Here is a 24,604-nt window from a genome sequence, read left to right on the forward strand (position 1 = left end):
TCAGTCCTCCGCGGCGTCGGTATAGCGCTGGAGATAGAGGGCTTCGCCGAGCTTCTCGAGGAGGTCGAGTTCGGTCTGCAGGTAGTCGACGTGCTGCTCTTCGTCCTCCAGGATCCGCTCGAAGAGGCGAGCCGAGATCGCGTCGCCGCGCGAGCGCATCAGCTCGATGCCCGGGCGCAGCCGGTCGACGGCGTCGATTTCGATCTGCAGATCGGCCTGCAGCTGTTCGGCGACGGTCTGTCCGATACGTAGCAGGCCGAGTTTCTGATAGTTGGGAAGCCCATCGAGAAACAGGATTCGATCGGTGAGGACTTCCGCGTGCCGCATCTCGTCGATCGACTCGTGGCGGGTGTGCTGGGCCAGTTTGGGGAAGCCCCAGTGCTCCTGCATCTTGGCATGCAGAAAGTACTGGTTGATCGCGGTGAGTTCGGCCGTCAGCTGGTCATTGAGCAGTGCAATGATGTCCTTGTCGCCCTTCATGGGCGTGATCGTGGCACAGATCACACGGGGTGGCGAGGCGCTGGCGCGCGTGTCGGATCAGGCCGCTGACGACTCGGCGCCGGACGACGCCTGAGCCTGGCCGAAAACCTCCGCCAGTCGCCTCGCGCAGTTGCCGCAACCCGGTCGCCAGCCGCAAGCGCGTTTCACCTGCCGGACGGAGTGGGCGCCGCGCGAAACGCAGTCGTGCACATCGTCTTCGGAGACGGCGTTGCAGATGCAGACATACACGGGCGGGCCTCACTGGCGGGGAGTTGTTTCCGAAGAGGCCCACCACTCAGAGGTAAGCCTCCCCTAATTTATAGCACCGGATGGGGGAATCGGGAAGCCCGCGCTCATGGGGCTCGCCGCTGAACAGCCCGGTGCCGCCGCCGGGGCCGACAATGGTCATATGACCGGCAGTGTCCAACTGCGCGTGTACGCCGAGCTGAACGACTTCCTGCACCAGGACGTCCGGTACACGGCGCAGCCTCGGCCGATCCGTCCCCATCAGACCGTGAAAGACGTCGTCGAGGCTGCCGGTATCCCGCACACCGAGGTCGATCTGATCCTGGTGAACGGCGAATCCGTCGGCTTCGGCCACCACCCGCAGCCGGGCGATCGGCTCGTCGCCTACCCGATGTTCGAGACGCTGGATATTGGCCCGCTGACCCGGGTACGCCCCCACCCGCTGCGTGATCCGCGTTTCGTCGTCGATGTCAATCTCGGCGGGCTCGGACCGCTGCTGCGACTGATGGGACTCGACGCTCGCTGTGAGTGGGACGCCGACGACGCCACTCTCGCCGCGACGGCCGCCGCGGAGAATCGCATCCTGCTCACCCGCGACCGCGGACTTCTGAAGCGGCGCAACGTGACCCACGGCGTCTTCGTCCGCTCGAACCGCCCGTTCGGACAGCTGGTGGAGGTGATCCGCCGCCTCGACCTGGCCGATCGGCTGGCTCCCTTCACCCGTTGCCTGCGCTGCGGCGGCCTGCTCACCGACGTGCCCAAACAGGACATCCTCGATCGGCTCCAACCCCTCACTCGCCGCTATTACGACACCTTCCGCCAGTGCCCGGAGTGCGGCCGGATCTACTGGGAGGGCTCGCATCAGCCCCGCCTGAACAACCTCGTCGCCCGAATCCGCGCCGCGATCGGGTCGCCGTAGCCCGGCCGAGAAAAAATTTGCCACCGATGTGCCCGCATGTATTGACTACGGGCAAAGGTGGAGGACACTTGTGTATACACCGAAACACCGGAGAACGCCGCAGTGGCGATGGAGACGTCCGTCAAAATGAGCGGTGGAGCCCACAGGATTCGGCCAGGCCCCCGGCAAGTCGATTGGAAAATCGAGTGGTCAGCGACGACTGAGACTCGAGATTTCGATAGAGACTACCGGGGACTGATCTGTTCGGGGGCAAACGTACAACGGCGCGGCGACCACCATGGTCGCCGCGCCGGCGTTTTTCCATTGCAAGCCGAGCTCCGATTTACCTCATGAGCCTCAGCAGGCCGAGGTCGGGAACGAGCGCGCCGTCCTGGCCGAGTGCGAGGAAGTCGGACTCGACTGCCGAGAGCGGGAGCTTCCCCGCGCGCACTGCGCGGTAGCGCACGAACGACCAGAGGAACACATCGAGATTGTCGAAGCGGGTGTTGGCCTCGAGCACCTCCTCCTCGTGGAACCACACGGCCACCTGACCATTGGTCAGCACGACGTACAGGTTTCCGCCACCGTCCGCGCCGATCGAGTACACATCGTCGTCGGTGAGCTCGGTGGTGTAGTCCGAATCGCGGATACCGCAATCGTTTCCGGCGAAGTCGAAGCCGTACGACCAGAAGAAGATGTCCAAGAACTGGGGCATCCGGCCAGACCGCACTCGACGATCGAACGCCTCCAGCGCAGCGGCATCTCCCGCCGCGAGACGCGCGAGAAACGGTGCCACCGTACGGGTTTCCTCCGGCACCTGAACCGTCGGGGCGTCGGAGAACCAGCGGTCCAAATCGCGGTCGAGATCACGGTCGGTGTAGCCGGCGAGGTCGGCGAGAGTGAGAGCCACGCCGGGATTCTAGAAGCCTCGAAACAGCGGTGGCGGTGGCGGATACCCGACTGCCCCTCGAGGCGGCGTGCCCATTGCGTCACTTGTTCGTGATCGTGTCGTATGGAATGCCGGGCTGGGGTATACCTGCGGTATACGGGTTTCAGATCTCAGCGTACAGGGGGCTTGCCGATGTCCGGTCAGATCGATCTGCACACCGACGTGCCGCACTCGGCTCGTATGTACGACTACTTTCTCGGTGGCAAGGACAATTACGAGGCGGATCGTGATGCCGCCGAAAAGGCGTTGCAGGAGTTTCCCGCGGTTCGGGTGACCGCGCGCACCAATCGTGAGTTCATGCGGCATGCCACGCGTTATCTCGCCGGGCAGGGGATTCGGCAGTTCCTCGACATCGGCACGGGTATCCCGACGGAGCCGAATCTGCATCAGGTCGCGCAGGAACTGGCGCCGGACTCCCGGGTCGTCTACGTCGACAACGATCCGCTCGTGTTCGCGCACGCACGAGCACTGCTGGTGAGTTCGCCGGAGGGTCGCATCGCCTACGTCCAGGCCGACGCCGCGCGCCCGCTGGATATCCTCGCAGCCCCGGAACTGCGGGAAACACTGGATCTTTCGCAGCCCGTGGCCGTCTCCCTGATGGCCCTGCTCCATTTCGTGCCAGGCGACGTCCACGAGATCGTCCAGACTCTTATGGAGCCCCTGGCTCCGGGTTCGTACCTCGCGATCTCGCATGTGACAACGGACTTCGACGACGGCGACTCGGATCCCGACGGCATGGCCCGCCTGCTACAGGTCTACATCGACCGTGGAATTCCCGTCCGCCCCCGCACCCGCGCCGAGGTCGAGCGCCTGTTCGACGGCCTGGAACTGGTGCCCCCCGGCGTAGAGGTGATCCACCGCTGGCGCAGCGAGGGCATCGACCACCCACCCGGCCACGACAAGGTCGTGTCGCTCTACGGCGCCGTGGGCACGAAGATCTAGGTTGTCCGCGTTTTTCGTTGTCTGCGGCTCTTCTTCGAGGTTCGCCGCGATCGCGGTGAGTGGCCGGCATTGGTGCCATTCGGTCCTTCAGCGCACCGGTTCGGTGCAGCTGGTGGGTGGGTCGAAGATGGGGCAGGGGAGTGGAGACGCTCTCGCGGACTGGAGCAGGGCGGCGTGCAAAGCGCCGGCGGCCGTCGGGTTATATGAAAGCCGTTCCACTGCACCGACATCCGTACCAACTGAAGGAATCACCTGTGCCGAATGCCGCGCACCGCATCGCCCCGATCGCCGTCTTCGCCTCCGTCTCAGCCGGATTGGTCGTCACCGCGCCACAGGCCGCGGCGCACACCATCACCGCGGTCACCGTCGCCCCCGGCCTGGGCGGCGGCTACGGCACCGGCTGCAGCTACCAGGTGTCGGCCACGGTGAACGAGGACGCCTACCGAATCACCTTCATGGACAACGACTATCCAATCCGCGGCAACCAGAACCTCCAGGTCTCCGGCAATACCGCCTCGCTGGCCTGGACACCCTCCACCACCGGCACCCATGTCATCGCGGCCCTGTTCACCACCGGTGACCAGGCGCCCGCGACCACGACCGTGCAGGTCGGCGGCGCCGGGGTCAACCTGGGCAGCACCTGCTTCGCCCAGTAGCTCGGCCGTTGGGCTGAACCGCTCTTCTCGGCGATCGCTCTTGTTCCGGATCCCGTCGCGCCACAAGCTGTGTAAGGGCGAACGCGCTGAACCTGGCGTGTGCGCGAGGTAGGAAGGTGGGCCGATGGTTGCGGTTTCGGCGGAGGAGGAGCTCCGCGTGCAGGTCGAGGCGACCGACAATGTCCGGTTGCCGCAATCGATACTGCGGCACGCGGTTTCGGCGGGACTGGAACCGCGACAGCTCACCCGGGATTCGGGGGTACCCACCTGGTCGCTGAGCGACGGCGAGGAGTATCGCGTCCCCAGTACCGGATATCTGCGGACCTGGGAGGTGGTCGAGCACGGGCTCGGCAACCCGGACGCGGCGCTCGATATCGCCGAGCGGTACGTCCTGGGCCAAGTGGGTTTGTACGACTATCTCTTCAGCACCGCGCCGACGCTGGGGACCGGGCTGGAACTGTGCGGAACGTACCTGGGAGCCCTCACCACGAACTTCCGCATGGAGCCGGGCCTCGAGACCGAGGAGCAGGTCACCTTCGAGATCGGCATGATCAATGGCGAGGGCCGGGGCCGGGAGCTGGCCGCGCAGTGGGGGCTGGCCGCGATCTTCACGCGCAGCAGGCTGGTCATGGACGGGCCGGTGAGCCCGGTCCGTATCGCGTTCCACCAGCGGGCGCCGCGCAACCACGACCGGCTGGTCGAGTTGTTCGGCACCGACGCCATCGACTTCGGCGCACCCGCGGACAGCATCACGGTCAGCACCGCGGATCTGGCCCGCCCGCTGCGCACCGCGGATCCCCGGCTGGCCGAGATCCTCCAGCGGTACGCGGCCACCACCCAGCCCGCGGTGCCGCCGCGCGCCACCACCTGGACCGATCATCTGGGCCTGGTCATTTCGGCTGCCTTGGAGCAGGATTCGGTCACCATCGACCAGGTCGCCGCCCGCCTGTTCCTGAGCCGCCGCTCGCTGCAGCGGCGCCTGGCCGAGCACGGCACGACCTGGCGCACCGAGCTCGACCGCGCCCGGCGCCGGCGGTACGAACAGGCCGCGGTGGACGGCCCGATGACCCGGTCGGAACAGGCGGAACTACTCGGTTACAAGGATCTTCGGTCGGCCCGCCGTGCGGTGGAACGGTGGCAGGACTGACGCACTCTCGTCCGGATTGGCACGTTTTTGCCTTGTAATTGGCGCAATCAACCCTCGTCGACGGGCCGGTCGTCCCATGAAACTGACGATGCGGGGGAGCCGAATCGAGTGGGTTGATGTCGAGCGAGGGACGTGTGGGACAGATAACGCTCCTTGGTGGAGTGGGCATTTCGGCCGATGGGCAGGTGAAACGGGTCGGTGGCCCGCGGGTGCGCACGCTGCTGGCACTGCTCGCCCTGCAGCCCGGCCGGGCCGTGACCTGTGACGCGCTGATCGGCGCCATCTGGGGTGACAGCCTGCCGGCCGATCCGGCCAATGCCCTGCAGACACTGGTGAAACGGTTGCGTGCGGTGCTGCCGGAGCACGCGGCGGTGGAATCGGACGGCGGCGGGTATCGGCTGCGTCTCGCGGCCGACGACATCGACATGCATCGCTTCACGCGCCTGGCCGAGGAGGGCATCGGCCGGTTGGCGGCCGGTGAGGTCGCCGCCGCCGCCCGGACCCTCGATGTCGCGTTCGGCCTGTGGCGCGGTGCGGCCTTCGCGGACCTGGCCGACCATCCGGACCTGTACTGGCACGCGGACCGGCTGAACCAGCTGCGCCTGCACGCGGTCGAGGCCCGCGCCGACGCCTACCTCGCACTGGGGCGGGGACGGGAGCTGGCCGCCTCGCTCGAGGCGGAACTCCGCGACGAGCCGTTGCGAGAGTCCTTGGCGGTGCGGGTGATTCACGCGCTGACCGCCGCCGGCCGGTCCGGCCGGGCCCGGGAGGTCTTCGACGCCACCCGTACGCAGCTGCGCCGCGAGCTCGGCGTGCCGCCGTCCCGCGAGCTGGTCCTCGCCCTCGATCGCGGCGAGAGCCCCGCAGCCGCTCCCACGCCTGCCCTGCCGGTCCGCCTGACCAGCCTGATCGGCCGCGAACCCGACCTGAACCGCCTTGCGGCCTTGCTGCCCTCGACCCGGCTGCTGACCCTGACCGGTCCCGGCGGGATCGGCAAGACCAGCCTCGCCGTGGAGGCCGCCACCCGCCTGGCCCCCCGCTGGCCGGACGGCTGCCGCCTGGTCGAGCTGGCCGCGATCGGCGACGCCGCCACCGCGGGCGAGCACCTGCTGGCCGGGCTCGGGCTGCGCGCCGAGCCGAATTCGGTGCACGCCTGCCCGATGCACCGCCCGGCCGTCGGTGCGAAGCTGCTGCTCGTCCTCGACAACTGCGAGCACGTGCTCGATATCGCGGAGCTGGTCGCGGACGCGCTCAGCCGCTGCCCCGACCTGACGGTGCTGGCCACCAGCCGCGAGCCCCTCGGCATCAATGGCGAAACCCTGTTCCCGGTACGGCCTCTGGCGTCGCCGCCACCCGGATCGGCCCCCGCGCAGGCCCTCGGCTCCGCCGCGGTGCACCTGTTCCTCGATCGGGCGAACGCCGTCCGATCCGGCTTCACCCTGACCGACGAGAACTACGAGACGATCGCCGCCATCTGCCGCCGCCTGGACGGCATCCCGCTGGCCCTGGAACTGGCCGCCGCCCGCGTCCACACCATGACTCCCGCACAGATCCTGCGCCGCCTCGACGACCGTTTCCGCCTGCTCGCCGGCACCCGCTCCGCCGTGGAACGGCACCGCTCCCTCTACACCGCCATCGAATGGAGCTGGGACACCCTCGCCGCCCCGGAACGTCTTCTGGCCCAACGCCTCTGGCTGTTCCCGGACGGCGCGACCCTCGACACCCTCCAGGAGGTCGGCCCCGGCGATGTTCTGGCCCCGCTGAGCCGCCTGGTGAACAAATCCCTGGTCGAGTTCGACGGCCGCCGCTACCGGATGCTGGAGACCATCCGGGCTTTCGTCGGTTCCACCGTCTGCTCAGAGCAGAGCGTCGCGTAGTCACCGGGATCGGGTGCGCCGGTACCGCATTCGATCAAGCGGTCGCGGGTGAATCCTCCTTCTCCGAAGCAGCGGCGGCGGGCAGGGTGAAAACGGCTGCGACGCAGAGGATGCCGATGGCGAAGCACGCGAGGGTGTACCAGAGGTTGCCGATGGGGTCGCCGTTACGGGTGACTCCGCCGGTGGCGTCGAGGAAGTCGGGGAGGGCGGTGGCCCACAGGACGGCCATGACGAGCAGGTAGACCACGCTGTAGGTGCGGACGAACCGGTTGTCGTAGCCGGGGCCGGCCGATCCGGGCTGTCGTCGTTGTGTCCATTGGCGGTACATCAGCGCGATCGCCGCCAGGGTGAGAACGATCAGTTCGAGCGCGTAGATGATGCCGCGGACGGTCGTGCTGCCGGCTCCGAGCACGGTGGCGGGCAGCGGGAGGATGAAGGTTCCGAGTGAGGCCAGCAGGCCGATCACGACGGTGCGCCAGACCAGTTGGAGGCCGGTGAAGCGCTCGCCGCCGTCGACGCGGCGCCCGACGAACCAGTACACGCAGAACGCCAGCGACATCGGCCAGAGCGCGGCGAAGACCACCACGCTCGGCAGCGGTACCGAATCGAACATGGGCTGGTTGAGCGGGTTCGAGGTCGACCACTCCCACCAGCGCAGCTGCGGCCCGATCTGATCGAAGATCTCGTAGAACGCGTGGTGCACGAATCCGACGCAGGCCGCCCCGGCGATCGCGCCGTAGGTCCGGAAGACGCCCAGCATGCGCACGATCTCGTACGCGAGCGTCGCCATGAACGGATAGATCGCCACGATGTAGAGCGGCAACCGTCCCCACAGGAAATCCACCGTGAAGACGTTGTGCGCGAACATCGTGTCCACATGCCCCGAAATACCGAACGCCGCGGGGAAATACAGCGGTGGCTCGATGATGAACAGGTACGCGGTGGCGCCGAACCACAGCACCAGGTTGGTGGGATCGCCGTGGCGGCGCAGCCGCACGATGGCCCATGCCAGCGCGAGCACCGAGCCGAGGATCACGGTCAGCTCGAGGACGGGCAGTGTCCAGTTCTCCAGTGCCAGCGGGTTTCTCACCTCGATCAGCCCGCCCGCCGTGTCACAGGAGAAGCCGAGCGATCGGGCGAGCTGGTCGAAGGTGGGTGCGCAGTGGCCGGCCATCAGTTAGCCTCCGCCCCGGTCGCCGCCGCGGTGTACCAGCGCGTGACGTCGTACCCGTCACGGTAGCGCTCGAACCACACATCGGCCAGTGCCGGCGTGTTCTCGTGTGCCGGATCATGATTGGGCAGCTGGCTGCGGATGATGCCGCGCAGCGCGGTGAGCTGCTCGCCCAGCGGCAGGCTGTCGAAGGCCCGCGGCCCCGGGCCCGCGTAGGGCAGCGCGAAGCGCGGCAGCAGCTTGCCCAGCAACTGCTGGTAGCGGTAGGTCGCGAACATCGACATGGCGTCGATCTTCCGATCCTCCAGTGGCACATGCTTGTTGAACCCCGCACAGGCGATGCGCACGACCCGCAGCACATGCCGGAAGATGGACGGCGCCACCCGCATGCGATAGAAATCGCTGCCCACCAGCGAATCGAAGATGATGAGCGCGGAACTGCGGTGCTCTATCTCCTCGACGAAATGCCAGATGAACAGCGACGCGACCCGGTCGTCTCCGGGCCGGAACAGCGACGCCTCGTTGTCCAGCATGAGCTTGAAGACCGAGGTGAAGGTGGCTTCCAGATCGGCGGTGTAGGCCAGCCGATACCTGAGCGGTGTCTCGGCGGTGAGCCGGTCGAATTCGGCGACCACCTCGTCGAGGGTCTCCTGCAATCCCGGATAGGCGCGGATCAATCCGCGCACGTGCTGGCGGTGCGCGGTCGAATGCTGGCCCTCCTGCCGCATGAAGGCGTCGGCCTCCTCGGCGACGGCGGGGTCGGTGAATTGCGGTTTGGCCTGCGTGATCATCTGCACGATCATCTTCTCGAAACCGATGGCCAGGAACGACACCGCGTTGGCCATGCTGGAGAAGGCCGGGTTCTCGGGATTCCAGAGGAACGGCACATCGTGTTCCTCGAACGCGAAAGTCAGCTTCCGCACAATCAAATCCGTCATGTCGGGCGATACCTCGTCTTCCGGAGGTGGATGGGTCCGGTGGCCCGGTCGCGCGCTCCGATGCCGCTGTGAACATACAAACATACACAAGCGCGTACAAGTGTATGATTGGAAGATCCAGCTCAGACCGTATGCCGTACTGGACGGGACGATCCCGCGTGTTACGGTCGGGCCGTGGCACGAAGGCGCGGGTGGGGCGGGAGTCCGCCGGAGAACGACGAGGAGGCATCCCGCCGAATCGTCTCCGCCGCAGTCGAATTGATCGCGCGCACCGGTGCGGAGATCAGCATCGCGGACGTCGCGGAATCGCTCGGGGTGATCCGCCAGACCGTGTACCGGTACTTCCCCAGCGCGGACGCGCTCATGCGGGCCTCGGCCATCGCCTCGGTGGACGACTTCCTGGACCGGCTGGCCGCACAGGTCAGCGGCATGACCGATCCGGTCGAGGCCATGACCGAGGGCGTCGTCTACACCCTCGCCGAGGTGCGCCGGACGCCGCACCTGGGCATCCTGCTGGCCGCCACCTACTCCAATGCCGACCCCGCCGGCATCACTTCCGCGGAGGCGCAGGCCTTCGGTATCACCATGATCAAACGCTTCGACGTGGACTGGCGGCACTACGGCTACGACGACGAATCCCTGCGCGAGCTGGTGGAATTCCTGCTGCGCACCATGCAGTCGTTCTTCATCTCGCCGGGCAATCCGCCGCGCGGAGACGCGGAGTTGCGGCGATACCTGCGTCGCTGGATGGGGTCGGCGATCATCGCCCAGGCGAGCACGGTGCCGGGTGCGCCGAACGGGCGGTCGTGATCGCGCCAGGTCATTCACTAGGCTAATTGGTTGTGTCGGATTCACGCTCGATGGAGGTTTCCCGCTCCGGTACAACGCTTTTCGTGCTCGCGCTGAGTGCGTTGCTGGCGTTGGCGCTGGTGTTCACGACGGTCGATCCCCGGCTGGAGAAGGCGGGAATTCTCGCGGGCGGGCTCGATGTGCACATCTACCGCGAGGGCGCCTGGCGTTTGCTGCACGGGCATTCGCTGTATCGGGACGAGACCGTCGGCGGGCTGCTCTACACCTACACGCCGTTCTCGGCCATGGTGTTCATCCCGGGGCTCGCCGTGCCCGCGGCCCGGATCACCGATGCGTTCCTGCTGGTGAATCTCGGTGTGCTGTATACCTGTGTCCTGCTGTGCTGGCGCATGCTCGGCTACCGGATGAACGCACGCGTGGCGAGTATCGCCGCGCTGCTGGCGATTACGTGTGTCTTCCTCGAACCGGTGCGCACCACGCTGTTCTATGGGCAGATCAACCTGGTGCTCATGCTGCTGGTGCTGTGGGACTTCGCGCGGCCCGAGGGCGGGCGGCTGCGTGGCCTCGGCGTCGGGGTGGCCGCCGGGATCAAGCTGGTGCCGGCTTTCTTCATCGTGCAGTATCTGGTGCTGCGCCAATGGAGTTCGGCCGCGACGGCGTCGGTAATGTTGACGGCGACGGTCGCCCTGGCCTGGCTCGTCTCGCCCGGTGATTCCCGGGAGTACTGGTTCTCGACCTTCTTCCATTCCGAGCGCATAGCGCCCGACACCGAGCCGGCCAACCAGTCGGTCCGCGGCGTGCTCGCGCACCTGACCGGGGGTGGCGCGCCCGTCTGGTTGTGGCTGATCCTCGCGGGCGTGGTGGCGGGTGTGGGCCTGACCCTCGTCGCCGTGCTGGACCGCTGCGGCGAGCGGTTGCTCGCGGTCACGCTGGGCGGGATGACGGCCTGTGCGGTGTCGCCGTTCTCGTGGGGACACCACTGGGTGTGGTTCGTCCCGCTGCTGGTCCATCTCGTGCACCGGGCGCAGACCCGGCCGCTGTGGTGGCTCGCGGCGGCACTGCTGTTCGTGGCCACCGGGGCCTGGACGTACCAGTGGACTCCGGATTTCGCCTCGGTTGGCGTCTTCGTCCTGCCCAAACCCTGGCACACCGAGCCGATTCTGGAGAACGCCCACGTGATCGTGTACGTGTTCGCCCTGCTGTACGGCCTGTCGGTGGCGCGCCGCGCCGAGGTCGAGCGGCCCCGGGCAGCGGTCGCGGATCCGATCCGCGTCGGCTGACATACACAAGATTCGCGGCGGGCCATGGTCGATGATCGAATACTCCGATTTATTCATCGTGATTTGCCGTGACGATGCGGTACCGGAAACGGGATAGCCTGGGAAATTCGTAGCAAACACGCTGCCGGGGTGAACGGTGTGGTCCGGCGGCGAATTTTGTTCCTTTCCAATGCATTTCCCGGACTATTCCGGCAGGAATGCATTTGATTGCCATCCGTCCAGTCTCCGGCAACGAATAGGTGATCAGCGCCGTTGTCGGTTCGGGTACGAACCGACTGGTAACGGTTATTCGTTCCACATTTTCCATAAAGGAGGAAAGGCCCATGATTCCGCACTTCATCGGCGACTTCATCGACGCTGTGAACACCCTCATCGCGAAGTGGTTCCTCCCGTAGAGCCGCCGGCCCGGGGCGGTCCGCCGCCCCGGGCCCCCCGATCTCCCCCGTGCTACCGTGCCCCGGAACAGGAGGGCGCACATGGTGAAAAATGTTGTGGCACAGGTTGTGGGCGGGGTCAATGCCGGTATCGTGGCACTGACCAAGCTTCCGGTGATCGGCCCGCTCATGGGCCGCGGATTCGTCGTCATCACCTACACCGGCCGCCGCTCGGGCAAGACTTTCTCCACGCCGGTCAACTACTGGCGTTCGGGCGACGAAGTCGTCATCGGCGTCGGCATGCCGGACAAGAAGAGCTGGTGGCGCAACTTCCAGGGCGAGGGCGGGCCGATCTCGTTGCACCTGAACGGCGTCGACCGCACGGGCCACGCGGTGACCCAGCGTGACAACGGCCGGGTCTCGGTACGGGTCACCCTCGACGACAAGGCCTGAGCGCCACCGCGGTGGTCGTCATGGTCGGCGGCACCGGGACCCTCGACGAGGCCACCGAGATCCTCGAGATGAAAGAGCATAGGATGCACCGGAAACCGGTGGTCCTGCTGAACACCGCCGGGTTCTACGACGGGCTGATGCGGCAGTTCCAGCGCATGGAGGCGGAGGGCTTCCTGCCGCTGCCGCTGGCCGACCTCGTGTACTTCGCCGCCGACGGTGCGCACGCCATGGCCTATCTCGAGAACGCGGTGCGCCGCGGCTGAGCGTCTTCCCGGGCGGATTCGCGTTGCCCCGCCGCGGGGTCCGTGCCAGCCTGGTTGCAGTGGGACATCTGCCCGGGCATGTCGATGTGCGCCCGGCCGGGTGCTCGAGGAGGCAGCCGTGAAGGACCGGGCAGGACTCGGGGAGCACTCGGCGCTGCGCGTCACCGTCGATTTCACCGACGCGGCCCATCGGTCGCTGGGGGTGTGCTGGTCGGTGGACGCGGCGGCCTACCGGCGGTTCGAATCAGCGCGAATCTTCCTGGTGGCGCTCGGTTCCCGGCCCTGCCGGACCTATCTGGGGCTGGTCGACGGGCAGGATCGAACCTCGATCCAGCTGCCCGAGGCGCTCCCCGCCGGCGCGTACGCCATCGATATCGACGCCTATGGCAGTGCTAGCTGGGGCGACGGCCGGCTGGACGCCCGCGGCCGCAGCCCGGCCTTCACCGTCGATCCCGAGGTGGCCGAATCCGCCGCTGCCGATTAACTCGGTGCGTCGAACAGCCCGGGGCGGGCGGCGAAGTCGACCCGACCGAGCAGGTCGGCCACCTGGCACAGTTGCCCCGCGAACCAGGGAATCAGGTTCGGGTCCTTCAGCTTTCCGCCGGGCGCGAAGGTGAGCAGCTCGTTGCCGACCAGGCTCCACTGCGGCACCGCACCCGCGATGTGCGCGGCGACCAGTGCCGGTCCGACCATGGCCTTGGCGTGCGCCGGGGCCATCGCGTCGATCCGGAAGCGGGCGTCGAACAGCACATTGCCGGTGGCGGTCGGCTTGTCGCCGAACAGGGCGCGGCCGACCTGCGACAGCAGCCCGCGCTGCCGCACCGCGAGGGCGGGATGCGGCCGGTCCAGCAGCACCAGCGCCACCAGGTAGTGGTGCGTGGTGGTGGTCGTGGATTCTCCTGTGCTCGAAGTGGTTTCGTACGAATAGTCGGCGACCGTCACCCAGCGCCCGCCCACCCGTCCGGTCAGGGTGACGCCGAGCCCGCGGGGGTTGCGTCCCGGGAGCCGCGCGGTCCACGGCGCGAATGATCGTTGCTGGAAGGTCCAGCCATTGGCCGCGGCCCAATCCCGCAGCCGCGCCTTCCGGTCCCGTTCGGCCAGAATCGCGATGGGCAGCAATACCACCAGCAGTGCCAGCGGGATCCCGATCAACACACCGAAGACAAGCACCGCCGCCTCCATCCCCGTCCCCTTCCGCCGGTGTTCAGTCCTGTAGGGCTCGAACTGTTCGCGGTGCCAGCCTTCGTGTGAGACCTTCCAGTTCGCTTAACAGATCGTTGCGCCGTAGGGATATCAACATCTTGTCGAAGAACCATTCAACATATTGTTGAATGTGACTCGTGTGCGTAGAACTGGCCGAGCGCGCATTTCGATCCGGCCCAGTGCCGCAATCTGATTCGGGGGGACCCGATCCATCGGCAGCGGCTATGCTGCTCGGCGAACCGCCGCGCCGGGAACAGGGGAGCGGGGGAGGATCGAGGGGAGCGGCCGGGTTCGGCCGTGGAGTGAAAGGCACAACAGGATATGCGGGGTGGATGGGCCAAGCGGGGCCTGGCGGGAGCCGCGGTGGCCGTATTGCTGCCGTTCGGGGCGTTGACGGCCGGACCGGCTGCGGCAGAAACGAATCCGGATGCGTTCGACTTCTATGTCGACTCCAGCATGGGTTCGATCAAGTCCCGGATCGTGCGCGCGGCCGACGGAAATACCGACCGGGTGGTGTACCTGCTCGATGGCGAGCGGGCGCAGAACGACTACAACGGCTGGGAGATTCACACCAGCATCCCGGCCGCGCTGGCCAAGTTCAATATCAACGTGGTGATGCCGGTCGGCGGCGAATCCAGCTTCTATCAGGACTGGGATGCCCCGAGCAGCTTCGGCGGCGCCAATCCCGATGCGTCGCTGTTCCCGAGCCGGGATTCCGGTTCGGCGGTCGCGGGCTGGGACGAGACCTCCGGCAAGTCCTACACCTACCAGTGGGAGACCTTCCTCTCCCAGAACCTGCGTAATGCGCTGCGAGATCGACTGGGGTTCAGCGACTCTCGCAACGGCATCTTCGGACTGTCCAGTGGCGGCAGCGCGGCCCTGCTGATGGCCGCCTATCACCCCGGCCAGTTCAACTACGCCGGTTCACTGTCGGGCTACCTGTACATGTCGGCGCCCGGCATGCGTGACGCCCTGCGCCTGGCCCTGCTCGCGGCCGGCGGCTACAACATCGATTCCATGGCCGCCGCGGGCAGCGCCAAGTGGCAGCGGATGGACCCGTACGGCTTCGTCCAGCAGCTGATCGACAACAACACCCGCCTCTATATCGCCGCGGGCAGCGCCGTCCCCGCCCAGCAGGACCTGTCCTCCGCGGACGCGGTCATCCAGGGCATGCCCCTGGAAGGCATCGCCCTGGCCAACACCAAGGCCTTCCAGTCCCGGCTGCAGTCCCTCGGCTACGACAACGTCAGTTACGACTTCCCGAGCATCGGCGTCCACAACTGGGGCAATTGGGAGCAGGTCGCCAACCGCATGCTCCCCGACATCGCCCAGCACATCGGCAAGCCCCTCCCCCCGGGCGCCCAGCCCGCCCAACCCCCGGCCGACGCCCCGGGCGGCGGCCAGCCCCCGAACGGCGTCCCGCCCGCCGGAGCCCCGGCCCCGCAAAACTGACCGGGCGCAACGTTGTGGTTCAGGGTGTCGAAGTGCCGGTGACTGTGCTGTGGCGTCCGACCGGGCCGGAGGAGCTGGAGCTGGTGCGTCGATCCGGCTGGCGCGCTTGGCCTCCCCGGCTTCCCGAACAGCCGATCTTCTACCCGGTGCTCACTGAGGAGTATGCGATCACGATTGCCCGGGACTGGAACGTTCCGCACCACGGCGTCGGGTATGTGACGCGCTTCCAGATAGAGACGGCCTTTCTGGAGCGCTACCCGGTGCAGCAGGCCGGTGGGCGGACCATTCTCGAACTGTGGGTGCCGGCCGAAGAACTGGAAGAGTTCAATGCGCACCTGGTAGGGGCGATCGAAGTCGTTCACGAATTCCGTTGATACACGACCGAGTCCGGGCCCGAAGGCCCGGCTCGGGCTAGTTCTAGTGGGTTTGGGTGGGGTCGGGGGCGGCCTTGATAGGAGTGTCGTCGGTCCAGCCCCAGCGGGTTTCGACGTGGACGGTGGCGGTGGCAGGCGGTGCGTCGATGTAGGGGGTGAGTTTCTGGAGTTCGCCCCAGTCTCGGGTCCAATCGTGGTTGAGGTAGGCGGGGACGGGCTGGGAGCGGAGTAGGAGGCTGGACCAGCCGAGGGGGCCGCCGCCGGTGTCGCCCTGCCAGGTTTCGGAGACCTGGGCGTTCAGCTTGTCGGGGAGGATGCGCCAGGACGGGAGCTGGGCGACGCCGTCACGGTGGTCCAAGGGGTGCTGGCACGGGAAGGCCAGGCCGACATGGAAATCGGTCAGGACCGGGGTGTCGTGGCCGACGACGGTGTCGAGGGTGGCCAGGTGGGGCAGGCGGGGTGGGGTGAGGGCGAGCCATTGCTTGCCGGTCGGGTCGTCGGTGGTGGCCACCAGGCGAATCGCGGTGGTCCGGGCGGGGATTCGGTCCAGGGGGATGGGCAGGTTGCGCCAGCCGGGGGCGCCGCCGACCATCGGGGGCGTCAGGGTGCCGAGGGGTTCGATGGTGCCGTCGTCGGCTCGGTGGGCGAACTCGAGGTGCAGTCGAGCGCCGTCGATCCGGTGGCCCTGCTCCTCACCCGCGATGCGGCCGGCGACGGTCAGCACCAGGATGTGGTAGCTGGAATCCCGCTGTACCGCAGCGAGATCCATGCGGTACCACTGGGTAGTGAGATGCGCGGGCTGCGGTTGGCCCGTGGTGTAGCTGCCCAGGATGGGTGTGAGCTTCGGGTCGAGGCCGTAGGGCAGGGCGATGGTACTGCCGTTGATGCCGGGGTCGGCCTTGGGCTTGTCCGCGGGCCCGCCGCCGGGCGGGGGAGTGCCCTGTTGCTGGCCGCCGCCCGGACCGCCGCCGCTGCCACCGCTGGGGCCACCGCCCTCGGGCGCGAGGTCTCCGACGCCATTGGCGGTGAATCCGCTGTTGTCCGCGGCGAGTCCGTCGGCTGCGGTGCCGGTGTAGGGCGTGAGCAGGGATTCCTCGGGCTTGGTCTCCACGAGCACGTCATCGGCCATTGAGCACGGCTTTCCTTGCAGGGCTCGCAGATTCGACAGCGCGACCGAGTACGCGGGGTACTGCGTCCACGCCGCCGAGGCCATGGTTGCCACCTCGAACAGCACCACCAGAGCGGCGGCGACCGTGAGTGGCCGGATGGCGATCCGATCGAAAACCCGTGTAGTCGAGCCATTTCCTGCTGGTCGATAGGGCGCGCGGAAGTACTGCCAGGCCGCCACCAGCAGGCACAGCGCACCCAGCCCGAGGATCAGCGAGGCGACGCTGGTACCGCCCACCACGGGTGCACGATCCGGCCAGCGCACACCGTAGCCGGACACATACCACCAGCCGTTGGAGCCGGTGAAGCAGAACGCCACCAGGATCAGCACCGCCGCCGCGAACAGCGAGCGCAGGTAGGGCAGCCGGATTCCCGTGCCGCCCACCGCGACCGCCGTCACCGCGGCCAGTGCACCCGCCAGCCCGGCATAGACACCGAAGTGATGTGTCCACTTGGTCGGCGTGAAGGCCATGAGCAGCGGTGACATAAAGGCGATGCCGAGCACCCGCGCCACCGGCCCGCGGGCGGTCTCCGGGATCCGGCCGCCCTTGCGCAGCGCCACCGCGACGCAGACGGCCAGGCACAGCAGCATGGCGAGCACGCCGAAGCGCCGCGACAGCGAGCCGTCCGGGGTCAGGGAGAGCAGTGAGATCCAGCGGGTGGGTTCGTCCGGCCAGGACAGGTTGGGGCCCACCAGCTTTCGCACCCGGGTCGCCTCGGCGACCGACGTCAGGGTCTGATCCGCGAAGACCACCGTCAGGACCAGGGTGCCCGCCGTCAGCACCGGAGCGATGCGCGCGAGCAGGCCCGGGAGTCCGCCGGCTTCCACGCGCACCTGGGTGAGGAGAATTCGCAGCACGCGTCGTGAACCGGCGAAAAGAGCTGCCAGGCAGATCAATCCGGACGGACCCGCCGCCAGCGAGAACGCGGCGATCAGCACCGCGACCGCGGCGGGCAGCAAGCGCCTGGTGGCGATCGCACGTTCGATGGAGCACCAGGTCAGCAACGCGCCCAGTGCGATCAGGGGCTCCGGCCGCAGACCGTTGTTGAACGGCAGCCACAGCGCCAGGAACACCAGCGCGGCCGCCCAGCGCGGACCCGATGCGGCGCGCACCCGGGAACCCAGGCGCGGCAGCACCTCCCGGCTGATCACCCACCAGCACAGCACCGCGGCCAGCAGCGCCGGCAACCGCATCCAGACACCGGCATCGGTCACCCGGGTCATCTGCGCCAGCAGCTCGTACGGCCACCCGAAGGGCGCTTCCGCCACCCCGTACCACCGGTAGTAGTTGGCGGTGTATCCCGCGTACTTGGATACCCGCGCCATGGTGAGGATGTAACCGTCGTCGGAGGTATTGGCCCCGATCACATGCCAGAGTCCCAGCGTCGCAAGCACGACCGCATCGATGAGCGTGAACCGCCACCAGCGCGCCGGCAGAAACCTCCGCCTGCGCCTGCCGTCCGCCGCATCCATGAAATACAGGCAGATCAGCGCGACGAGGGTGCACAGCACCGCGCCCGCCATGGCCGCGAGCTTCAGCACGCTCGGGCTCGACGAGAACCGCGAATCCACCTCGGCGTGCAACTTGGCATCACTCAGCCGTGTCCGATCCAGATCGGTGTACACCCCGACGATCTGGGGCCGCACATCCCGCGTGACCGTGGTCCGGAACGGCGAACCGTCCGACTTGGTCAACCCGGTCAACTCGGCGGTGGTGACCTCCGCACTCGAATGCACAACCAGCGCACCGCAACCGGCGTGCGGCACGAGATTCGGATTCGACCCGCTCCCGGCCCCGGGCCCGGCAGCCGTACCGGGATCGGTGCTACCGGCGGGCGGCAGCGGCGCATCCGCCGGCAGGGTGGCTCCCGGCGGCGGTGTCGAACCCGGCGGCGGAGTCGAACCCGGCGGCGGAGTCGCTCCGGCAGGAGGATTCGCTCCCGGCGGCGGTGTGGCGCCGGGCGGCGGGGTTGCTCCTCGCGCCGGATTCGAACCCGCTACCGGCGCGGCTCCCGCCGGCGCCATGGCCCCTGGCGGCAGTGTCGCTCCGGCAGGCGGATTCGCGCCTGCGGGCGGTGTCGCTCCCGGGGCTGGATTCGCGCCCGAGAGTTGTGCAGCGCCGGGTACAGGGTTCGCGCCCGAGGGCTGGGCAGCGCCGGGTGCAGGGTTTGCGCCGGACGGTTGTGCCGCTCCGGGTGCGGGATTCGCGCCCGGCGGCGGTGTGGCGCCGGGCGTGGGGTTCGCATTGGCGGGCGGCGTGGCTCCGGGTGTCGGCGTCGGTGTGGTGCCGGATTGCGGGGAGACGCTGGAGGGGGAGGTGATGGCCGGGTCGGAAGCTGTTCCGACGCCGGTCATTTCGAAAATCGTGGCGGTGAGCAGCGGGAGGTTGCGTAGCGTCACCGACAGGGTGCGGCCGGTGCCCGGCCGGTCCTCGACCCGGGCGATCAGACCTTTGGCGGCGGCGCCGGGGACCTGTGCGGGCACCGTGGACAGCACTGTCCCGCTGGGCATGTCGCGCAGCACCGCGCACGGCACGCTCATATCCATCGACAGCGGCAGGTAATCCACCAGCGGCGCGGTCATCTGAACCGCCTGTGCCTGTGGCCAATCGAGGCCGGCCCGATCCTGCCGGACCGGCAGCAGCGGTGTGAGCACCGCCAGCAGAACACCGAGCACCCCCGCCACGAGGGCGATCAGTCGAATTGGAAAAACTCCCCCGGAAACTGAACGCACGAACGCCGATGCTAGCCATTGCCTCCGCGAAACTCATCGCGGAATATTCGGACCGGCACGTTTTCCGACCCCGATCGACCCGCATCTTCGCAGTTCGAGGGGGTGATCTTCGAGGATTGGCCTATCGTTTGTCGGGGCATTCGATGGTGGACAGAGGACGCGGTAACCGGACTCAGGAGTCGTGATGGCGGAGGCGCTCGGCAGCGGCGGCGTGGTGCGGACCCTGGTGCCCGCCCGGATCGATCGATTGCCGTGGTCGAGATTCCACACCCGGCTGGTCGTCGCGCTGGGAGTGGCATGGATTCTCGACGGCCTCGAGATCACGGTGGCCAGCGCGGTCGCCGACACCCTCACCAAGCCCGAGACCCTGCACCTGTCCTCGACCGCGGTCGGCCTGATCGCGACGGTGTACCTGGCGGGTGAGGTGGCCGGCGCGCTGGTGTTCGGCAACCTCTCCGATCGCCTGGGCCGTCGCAAGCTGTTCCTGATCACCCTGGGGATCTATCTGCTCGGAAGCGGGCTCACCGCAGCGACTCTCGGCAATGGCGCGGGCTGGGTGGCCTTCCTGTACGTCACCCGTTTCATCGCGGGCACCGGCATCGGCGGCGAGTACGCGGCCATCAATTCCGCCATCGACGAGCTGATTCCGGCCCGCTATCGCGGCCGCGTCGACATCGCTGTGAACGGAACCTATTGGGCCGGAGCGATTATCGGCACCCTCGGCACCTACGTTCTGCTCAATCGCCTGAGCCTGTCGCTGGGCTGGCGGCTGGGCTTCCTCATCGGTCCGGTGCTGGGCCTGGTGATCCTGTTCGTGCGCCGCCATCTGCCGGAGAGCCCGCGCTGGCAGATCATGCACGGCCGCGCCCGCGACGCGGAGGAGTCGATCGCGGAGATCGAGCGCGAGGTGGAGGCGACCGGGGTGTCGCTGCCGCCGGTCGACGAATCCCGGGCCATGGCGTTGAAACCCGCCGATCGCATCGGCTATCTGGCACTGACCAGGGTGCTGTTCCGCGAGTATCCGCAGCGCGCGATCCTGGGCGCGAGTCTCATGATCAGCCAATCGTTTCTGTACAACGCGATCTTCTTCACCTACACGCTGGTGCTCGGCAAGTTCTACGGGGTGCCCTCCGGTTCCACGCCCATCTATCTGATCGCCTTCGCGGTCGGAAACCTTTCCGGGCCGCTCACCATCGGGCATTTCTTCGATACCATCGGCCGCCGTCGCATGATCGCGGGCACCTACATTCTCTCCGGTGTGCTGCTGGCGATCTCGGCGGTGCTGTTCTACGCCGGGGTCCTGAATGCGATAACCCAGACGGCGTGCTGGTGCGTCATCTTCTACTTCGCCTCGGCGGGCGCGAGTTCGGCCTATCTCACCGTGAGCGAGATCTTCCCGCTCGAGGTCCGGGCCAAGGCGATCGCCGTATTCTTCGCCATCGCACAGTGTTTCGGCGCGCTCGGACCTGTCATCTACGGTGCGCTGATCGGCGACGGCTCACATCCGGTCCGCCTGTTCCTCGGCTATCTGCTGGGCGCGGCGGTCATGATCACGGGCGGTGTGGTCGCCCAGCTCCTCGCGGTGGATGCCGAGGGTCGGTCGCTCGAGGACATCGCCCTGCCACTGGCGGCCACCCGGCGCGAGGGCACGGCCCGGGCCGAGGGTGCGGGCTCACCCTCCTCGAACTGAGTTCGGCAGGCCCGCACTGCATCTCAGTTGGCGAGCGACTTCATCCAGTCGAGGACCACCGCACGATAGTCACCCGTATTCGGCGCGAGATTGATGGCATGGCCACTGTCGGGGAGCACGAAGGTGCGCAGCTTCGCCGCGGGGGAGAAGTACGGGCGCTCGGCCGCATCCAGGGTGGCCGTGTCGGTGCAGGTGCCGAAACCCGGGCCGCAGGTCATTCGATCCCGGCTCCCGTTCACGATGAGCACCGGCGCCGTGATGAAGCTGGACATGCCGGGCAGGGTGGAGAGCAGGCCGTCAGGGTATTCGGAAAGGGAGAAGGTCTCTTTGTTGGCCTCGTCGAGCGCGACGACCCGGGGGTCCGGGTTCATGCCATAGAAATCGGCGGCGCGGGTGCCCGGGCGGGTGACCAGATAGCCGGGATCGTAACCGCGCCCGGCGAATTCGGGATCGTTGACCGCCTGATAGTAGGTGCTGATCACGCCGAGCACGTCCGGCACGCTGAGCGTGTGCGAGTAGCCGGTCAGCAGGACGCCGTCGACATCGTGGTAACTGGTGGCCTCCATGACCGAGGTGCCGGAGGTCAGCGAGTGACCGGCGGTGACCACCTTGGTGAAGGGGGCATTGCCCGCGAAGCCGCCGCGCAGCGCCTGCACCATGGTGTGCAGGGCCTCCGCGGTCTCGGAGGCCGTCAGGCTGAGACTCGGCGGCCGGCTGCTCGCGCCATTGCCGAGCCGGTCCGCCACCAGCGTCGCGTAGCCGGCCGTGTTCATGGCGCGCCGGAAGTTGTAGGTGTCGGGCTGGTACGGGAAATCCCAGTACAGATGGTTGTAGTTGGATCCCGACATCAGGATCATCACCGTGTCGGTGGGCCTGTCCGGCAGGCACAGGGTGCCCGCGATGATGCCCTGTGGAACCGGGAACGTCACGTCCTGGCAGTGATCGGCAGAGGCAGCGGGATCGGCCTGCGCCAGTACCGGAGTGAGGGAGAGCAGGGTCGTGGCCGCGCAGACGGCCAGCGCCCGCAACGAGGTGCGCACGTCAGGAAATCCCTTGGCTGAAGTCGACTTTCGCGGCGTCGTCGGCGATCGCGCCCGCCACCACCTCGAGCGTGCGCGCGTCGATCGGCGTGCAGCCCAGCCGCGTCAGCGTCGTGTGGCGGTGCTCGCTGTCGGCGTCCCGCATGGCGTGGTCGAGGTCTTTTTCGGTGTCGTACAGCGTGATCGAGAACATGGTCCCGTCCTGCTCGTCCAGGAAGAAGAAGATCTGGCGTGCACCCGGATCCGACATGGCGTACGGGACGACCTCACCCTGGATGATGGGGAGATTGACCGCCATCGACTCCGGATCGACGGGGCATGAGGCCTTCATCAAACGGGCATAGAGCTTCTTCATCACCGAAATTCTTCCCAGGAGCGGTTCCGAGTCCGGCCATTCTCTGGCGAATGACGATACTCCACACCATGATCCGTGAACGGTGCATTCGGGAACGTGGTCGAAGATCTACTATGCACGGTATGGGCGCGCGAAATGTGCACTTCGTCGGGAGCTTTCCGGCCGAGAGCACCGGCGATGCGATGCGGGCGATGCTCGACGGTGCGGGCACCCGGTTGCGGACGCTGCCGACCGGGGAGACCAGACGCTACGAGTGGTACATCCAGCCGATCATCGACGATCTGGTTACTCAGGGTGCGCTGGAGGTGAAGCGCAGCGGTTCATGGACGTCGAGCCGGGAGCGGACCATCCACCGCGCCGCCCGGGACGCCGGGCTGACCGGAGACATGATGGAGCTGGGCTACCGCGGCGAGGCCGAAGAAGCGCTGCCGACCTTCGAAAGCCTACGCGCGGAACGGGAGCTACCCGAGCTGTCACTCCAGATCGGCATGCCGACCGATTTCACGATGGCCTTCATCGCGATGGGGGCGGGCGGGATGCGACGGTATCGGAAAGCCTTCCGCGATGCCATGATTCGCGATATCGAGGCCATTCGCGCGCGGGCCGGCGACCAAGTGGTGCTGCAGTTCGAGGCCACCGCCGAAATGGTGCTGATGGCCAGAACTCAGCCGCTGCACCGGCGTATCGATGCGGCGCTGGGCCTGGGCCGCGGTATCGCCGAGCTCGCGGCGGCCACCCCGGAGGACACCCGCATCGGCGTGCACCTGTGCCTCGGGAGCATGCGCAACAAGGCGCGGACCACACTGCGCGATACCCGCCCACTGGTCGAACTTGCCAATTCCATTGCCCGGCAATGGCCCTCGGGCCGGACCCTGGAGTTCGTCCACGGCCCGCTCGCGGCCGGTGAGATTCCACCCTCCACCCGCCCGGAGTTCTATGCCCCGCTCGCGGGCCTGGACCTACCGCCGACAACCCGCTTCTACGCGGGTTTCGTGCACGAGACCCCGACCGAGGCTCAGCAGATCCAGACGCTGCGCACCATCGAATCGGTGCTGGGCCGCCCGCTCGACGGCGTCGCCAGCGCCTGCGGCCTGGGCCGGCGTCCCCGCCCGATCGCCGATGCGCTGGTTGCACGGGCGGACACGCTGGCCGCGGTGGATTGAGCGGCGCTGCCACGGGTTGTCCTGCGCCGCAGCAGTTTTCGCTCCAGCGCTCAGTTCTTGCGGCCGATGCCGCAGAGGACCACCAGGCGGGTGGGCTGGAGGTCGCCTGCGAGCCATTCATTGGCGGGCGCGAGGCCCGGCGGCAGCATCTCCAAGCCCTCGAAGAATCGCTCGACCTGCTCCGGCGGCCGGAAGTCGACCTGGGAGGGGCTGCCGACGGTGTCGCTGGTGGAGGCGTTCTGGAAGAACGGGTGGGTATTGGTGGAGGCGTGCTGGATGACCAGCAGGCTGCCCGGCGCCATGGCGTCACGCAGGCGCGCCACGGCCTCGTAGGGCTTCTCGTCGTCCATGACGAAGTGCAGGACGCCGACGATCACGACGGCAACGGGCAGGGAGAAGTCGATTCCGCCCTCGGTGCGCGCTAATTCGAGAATTTTGTCCGGTTCGCGAATGTCCGCGAGGATCGGCGTGACGCCCGGTGCGCCGGTGAGCAGCGCATTGCTGTGGGCGTACACCACGGGGTCGTAATCGATGGAGGTGACGATGGCGGACGGGTCGACCTGCTGTGCCACCTCGTGCACGTTCGGGCTGATCGGAATGCCCGCGCCGATGTCCACGAACTGACGGATGCCGGCCTCTGCCGCGCGTCTCACCGCCCGCAGCAGGAATTGCCTGCTGTGCCAGGCGGTCTCCCGGGTGTCCGGGGCGACCTGCAGCATCTTGTCGCCGAGTGCGCGGTCGGCGTCGTAATTGTCCTTGCCACCGAGCATGTAGTTGTACACGCGAGCAGCATTGGGCCGGAACGGATCCACGCCCACCGGCGCTCGATTGAGCTCAGACACCGCACCTCCCTCGACATCCCCGCCGATCGTAACAATTTGCGGCGCACGCCAGAGGGAAACGCGGAGCTTATCGGCAACCTGCCGGGCGTCGGAAAAAGCT

General features: G+C 67.5%; 24 protein-coding genes. 14 read left to right on the forward strand and 10 right to left on the reverse strand.

What is annotated here, in order from left to right; translation table 11 throughout:
* Together bfr and AB0L60_RS23760 are read right to left on the reverse strand one after the other, a co-directional pair.
* Positions 1–480, reverse strand: a complete 480-nt coding sequence (gene bfr, locus AB0L60_RS23755) for a bacterioferritin (protein WP_364617533.1) — start codon at positions 478–480, stop codon at positions 1–3.
* Positions 481–537: 57 nt separating this feature from the next.
* Positions 538–729: a (2Fe-2S)-binding protein gene (locus AB0L60_RS23760; RefSeq protein ID WP_364617536.1), complete on the reverse strand. Its 192-nt coding sequence runs from the start codon at positions 727–729 to the stop codon at positions 538–540.
* Positions 730–889: 160 nt separating this feature from the next.
* Between AB0L60_RS23760 and AB0L60_RS23765 the strand changes: the two genes are divergently transcribed.
* Positions 890–1,645, forward strand: a complete 756-nt coding sequence (locus tag AB0L60_RS23765) for a Mut7-C RNAse domain-containing protein (RefSeq protein WP_364617538.1) — start codon at positions 890–892, stop codon at positions 1,643–1,645.
* A gap of 322 nt (positions 1,646–1,967) precedes the next feature.
* Here the strand turns inward: AB0L60_RS23765 and AB0L60_RS23770 are convergent, their stop codons facing one another.
* Positions 1,968–2,534 carry a hypothetical protein gene (locus AB0L60_RS23770; protein ID WP_364617540.1) on the reverse strand — a complete coding sequence of 189 codons (567 nt, stop codon included), beginning with the start codon at positions 2,532–2,534 and terminating at the stop codon, positions 1,968–1,970.
* 171 nt (positions 2,535–2,705) lie between these two features.
* On the opposite strand from AB0L60_RS23770, the gene AB0L60_RS23775 reads away from it, so the two are divergent.
* The 4 genes from AB0L60_RS23775 to AB0L60_RS23790 all read left to right on the forward strand — a co-directional run bounded on the left by AB0L60_RS23775 (position 2,706) and on the right by AB0L60_RS23790 (position 7,195).
* Positions 2,706–3,515 carry an SAM-dependent methyltransferase gene (locus AB0L60_RS23775; RefSeq protein WP_364617542.1) on the forward strand — a complete coding sequence of 270 codons (810 nt, stop codon included), beginning with the start codon at positions 2,706–2,708 and terminating at the stop codon, positions 3,513–3,515.
* A gap of 254 nt (positions 3,516–3,769) precedes the next feature.
* Complete coding sequence (locus tag AB0L60_RS23780) at positions 3,770–4,171, forward strand: hypothetical protein (RefSeq protein ID WP_364617544.1); 402 nt, start codon at positions 3,770–3,772, stop codon at positions 4,169–4,171.
* Positions 4,172–4,295: 124 nt separating this feature from the next.
* Complete coding sequence (locus tag AB0L60_RS23785; RefSeq protein WP_364617546.1) at positions 4,296–5,318, forward strand: AraC family transcriptional regulator ligand-binding domain-containing protein; 1,023 nt, start codon at positions 4,296–4,298, stop codon at positions 5,316–5,318.
* Between the two features lie 185 nt (positions 5,319–5,503).
* A complete protein-coding gene (locus tag AB0L60_RS23790) occupies positions 5,504–7,195 on the forward strand; it encodes a BTAD domain-containing putative transcriptional regulator (protein WP_364617548.1) in 1,692 nt (563 codons plus the stop codon).
* Between the two features lie 34 nt (positions 7,196–7,229).
* Here AB0L60_RS23790 and AB0L60_RS23795 read toward each other — a convergent pair whose 3' ends face one another.
* The gene (locus tag AB0L60_RS23795) at positions 7,230–8,369 is read right to left on the reverse strand and encodes a hypothetical protein (protein ID WP_364617550.1); all 1,140 of its coding nucleotides are present in this window, start codon (positions 8,367–8,369) and stop codon (positions 7,230–7,232) included.
* Positions 8,369–9,304, reverse strand: a complete 936-nt coding sequence (locus AB0L60_RS23800) for a metal-dependent hydrolase (protein WP_364617552.1) — start codon at positions 9,302–9,304, stop codon at positions 8,369–8,371. The genes AB0L60_RS23795 and AB0L60_RS23800 overlap by 1 nt, the downstream gene beginning before the upstream one ends.
* A 174-nt stretch (positions 9,305–9,478) precedes the next feature.
* Here AB0L60_RS23800 and AB0L60_RS23805 point away from each other — a divergent pair, with 174 nt between their 5' ends.
* The 5 genes from AB0L60_RS23805 (at position 9,479) to AB0L60_RS23825 (ending at position 12,968) form a co-directional block, all read left to right on the forward strand.
* On the forward strand, positions 9,479–10,114 hold the full coding sequence (locus AB0L60_RS23805) for a TetR/AcrR family transcriptional regulator (protein ID WP_364617554.1): 636 nt from the start codon (positions 9,479–9,481) through the stop codon (positions 10,112–10,114).
* An 83-nt stretch (positions 10,115–10,197) separates the two neighbouring features.
* On the forward strand, positions 10,198–11,394 hold the full coding sequence (locus AB0L60_RS23810; RefSeq protein ID WP_364617556.1) for a glycosyltransferase 87 family protein: 1,197 nt from the start codon (positions 10,198–10,200) through the stop codon (positions 11,392–11,394).
* 476 nt (positions 11,395–11,870) lie between these two features.
* Positions 11,871–12,221: a nitroreductase/quinone reductase family protein gene (locus AB0L60_RS23815; protein WP_364617558.1), complete on the forward strand. Its 351-nt coding sequence runs from the start codon at positions 11,871–11,873 to the stop codon at positions 12,219–12,221.
* A gap of 11 nt (positions 12,222–12,232) precedes the next feature.
* A complete protein-coding gene (locus tag AB0L60_RS23820) occupies positions 12,233–12,484 on the forward strand; it encodes an LOG family protein (protein ID WP_364617560.1) in 252 nt (83 codons plus the stop codon).
* A 118-nt stretch (positions 12,485–12,602) separates the two neighbouring features.
* Positions 12,603–12,968: a hypothetical protein gene (locus AB0L60_RS23825; protein WP_364617562.1), complete on the forward strand. Its 366-nt coding sequence runs from the start codon at positions 12,603–12,605 to the stop codon at positions 12,966–12,968.
* On the opposite strand, the gene AB0L60_RS23830 is transcribed toward AB0L60_RS23825, so the two are convergent.
* Entirely contained in the window at positions 12,965–13,654 is a 690-nt protein-coding gene (locus AB0L60_RS23830; RefSeq protein WP_364617564.1) for a hypothetical protein, read from the reverse strand. The two genes, AB0L60_RS23825 and AB0L60_RS23830, sit on opposite strands and share 4 nt — an antisense overlap.
* Positions 13,655–14,008: 354 nt before the next feature.
* Here AB0L60_RS23830 and AB0L60_RS23835 point away from each other — a divergent pair, with 354 nt between their 5' ends.
* Together AB0L60_RS23835 and AB0L60_RS23840 are read left to right on the forward strand one after the other, a co-directional pair.
* A complete protein-coding gene (locus AB0L60_RS23835; RefSeq protein WP_364617566.1) occupies positions 14,009–15,139 on the forward strand; it encodes an alpha/beta hydrolase family protein in 1,131 nt (376 codons plus the stop codon).
* A 32-nt stretch (positions 15,140–15,171) separates the two neighbouring features.
* Positions 15,172–15,513, forward strand: a complete 342-nt coding sequence (locus AB0L60_RS23840) for an ADP-ribosylation/crystallin J1 (RefSeq protein ID WP_364617568.1) — start codon at positions 15,172–15,174, stop codon at positions 15,511–15,513.
* A gap of 43 nt (positions 15,514–15,556) precedes the next feature.
* Here the strand turns inward: AB0L60_RS23840 and AB0L60_RS23845 are convergent, their stop codons facing one another.
* The gene (locus tag AB0L60_RS23845; protein WP_364617570.1) at positions 15,557–19,414 is read right to left on the reverse strand and encodes an arabinosyltransferase domain-containing protein; all 3,858 of its coding nucleotides are present in this window, start codon (positions 19,412–19,414) and stop codon (positions 15,557–15,559) included.
* Positions 19,415–19,598: 184 nt separating this feature from the next.
* Between AB0L60_RS23845 and AB0L60_RS23850 the strand changes: the two genes are divergently transcribed.
* The gene (locus AB0L60_RS23850; protein WP_364617572.1) at positions 19,599–21,104 is read left to right on the forward strand and encodes an MFS transporter; all 1,506 of its coding nucleotides are present in this window, start codon (positions 19,599–19,601) and stop codon (positions 21,102–21,104) included.
* A 23-nt stretch (positions 21,105–21,127) separates the two neighbouring features.
* Here AB0L60_RS23850 and AB0L60_RS23855 read toward each other — a convergent pair whose 3' ends face one another.
* Both AB0L60_RS23855 and AB0L60_RS23860 read right to left on the reverse strand, forming a co-directional pair.
* Positions 21,128–22,144, reverse strand: a complete 1,017-nt coding sequence (locus AB0L60_RS23855) for an alpha/beta hydrolase (RefSeq protein WP_364617574.1) — start codon at positions 22,142–22,144, stop codon at positions 21,128–21,130.
* A gap of 1 nt (position 22,145) precedes the next feature.
* Entirely contained in the window at positions 22,146–22,499 is a 354-nt protein-coding gene (locus AB0L60_RS23860) for a hypothetical protein (RefSeq protein ID WP_364617576.1), read from the reverse strand.
* Between the two features lie 122 nt (positions 22,500–22,621).
* On the opposite strand from AB0L60_RS23860, the gene AB0L60_RS23865 reads away from it, so the two are divergent.
* Positions 22,622–23,662, forward strand: a complete 1,041-nt coding sequence (locus AB0L60_RS23865; protein WP_364617578.1) for a hypothetical protein — start codon at positions 22,622–22,624, stop codon at positions 23,660–23,662.
* A gap of 50 nt (positions 23,663–23,712) precedes the next feature.
* On the opposite strand, the gene AB0L60_RS23870 is transcribed toward AB0L60_RS23865, so the two are convergent.
* Positions 23,713–24,504, reverse strand: a complete 792-nt coding sequence (locus tag AB0L60_RS23870; protein ID WP_364617580.1) for an SAM-dependent methyltransferase — start codon at positions 24,502–24,504, stop codon at positions 23,713–23,715.
* Positions 24,505–24,604: the final 100 nt, after the last annotated feature.

The sequence above is a fragment of the Nocardia sp. NPDC051981 genome, from assembly GCF_040680715.1.
GTDB lineage: Bacteria > Actinomycetota > Actinomycetes > Mycobacteriales > Mycobacteriaceae > Nocardia.

Coding starts and splice junctions, on each gene's coding strand:
- AB0L60_RS23775 (WP_364617542.1), top strand. CDS start 2,706: ATGTCCGGTCAGATCGATCTGCACACCGACGTGCCGCACTCGGCTCGT.
- AB0L60_RS23850 (WP_364617572.1), top strand. CDS start 19,599: ATGGCGGAGGCGCTCGGCAGCGGCGGCGTGGTGCGGACCCTGGTGCCC.
- AB0L60_RS23800 (WP_364617552.1), bottom strand. CDS start 9,304: ATGACGGATTTGATTGTGCGGAAGCTGACTTTCGCGTTCGAGGAACAC.
- AB0L60_RS23815 (WP_364617558.1), top strand. CDS start 11,871: ATGGTGAAAAATGTTGTGGCACAGGTTGTGGGCGGGGTCAATGCCGGT.
- AB0L60_RS23795 (WP_364617550.1), bottom strand. CDS start 8,369: ATGGCCGGCCACTGCGCACCCACCTTCGACCAGCTCGCCCGATCGCTC.
- AB0L60_RS23865 (WP_364617578.1), top strand. CDS start 22,622: ATGGGCGCGCGAAATGTGCACTTCGTCGGGAGCTTTCCGGCCGAGAGC.
- AB0L60_RS23860 (WP_364617576.1), bottom strand. CDS start 22,499: ATGAAGAAGCTCTATGCCCGTTTGATGAAGGCCTCATGCCCCGTCGAT.
- AB0L60_RS23835 (WP_364617566.1), top strand. CDS start 14,009: ATGCGGGGTGGATGGGCCAAGCGGGGCCTGGCGGGAGCCGCGGTGGCC.
- bfr (WP_364617533.1), bottom strand. CDS start 480: ATGAAGGGCGACAAGGACATCATTGCACTGCTCAATGACCAGCTGACG.
- AB0L60_RS23765 (WP_364617538.1), top strand. CDS start 890: ATGACCGGCAGTGTCCAACTGCGCGTGTACGCCGAGCTGAACGACTTC.
- AB0L60_RS23785 (WP_364617546.1), top strand. CDS start 4,296: ATGGTTGCGGTTTCGGCGGAGGAGGAGCTCCGCGTGCAGGTCGAGGCG.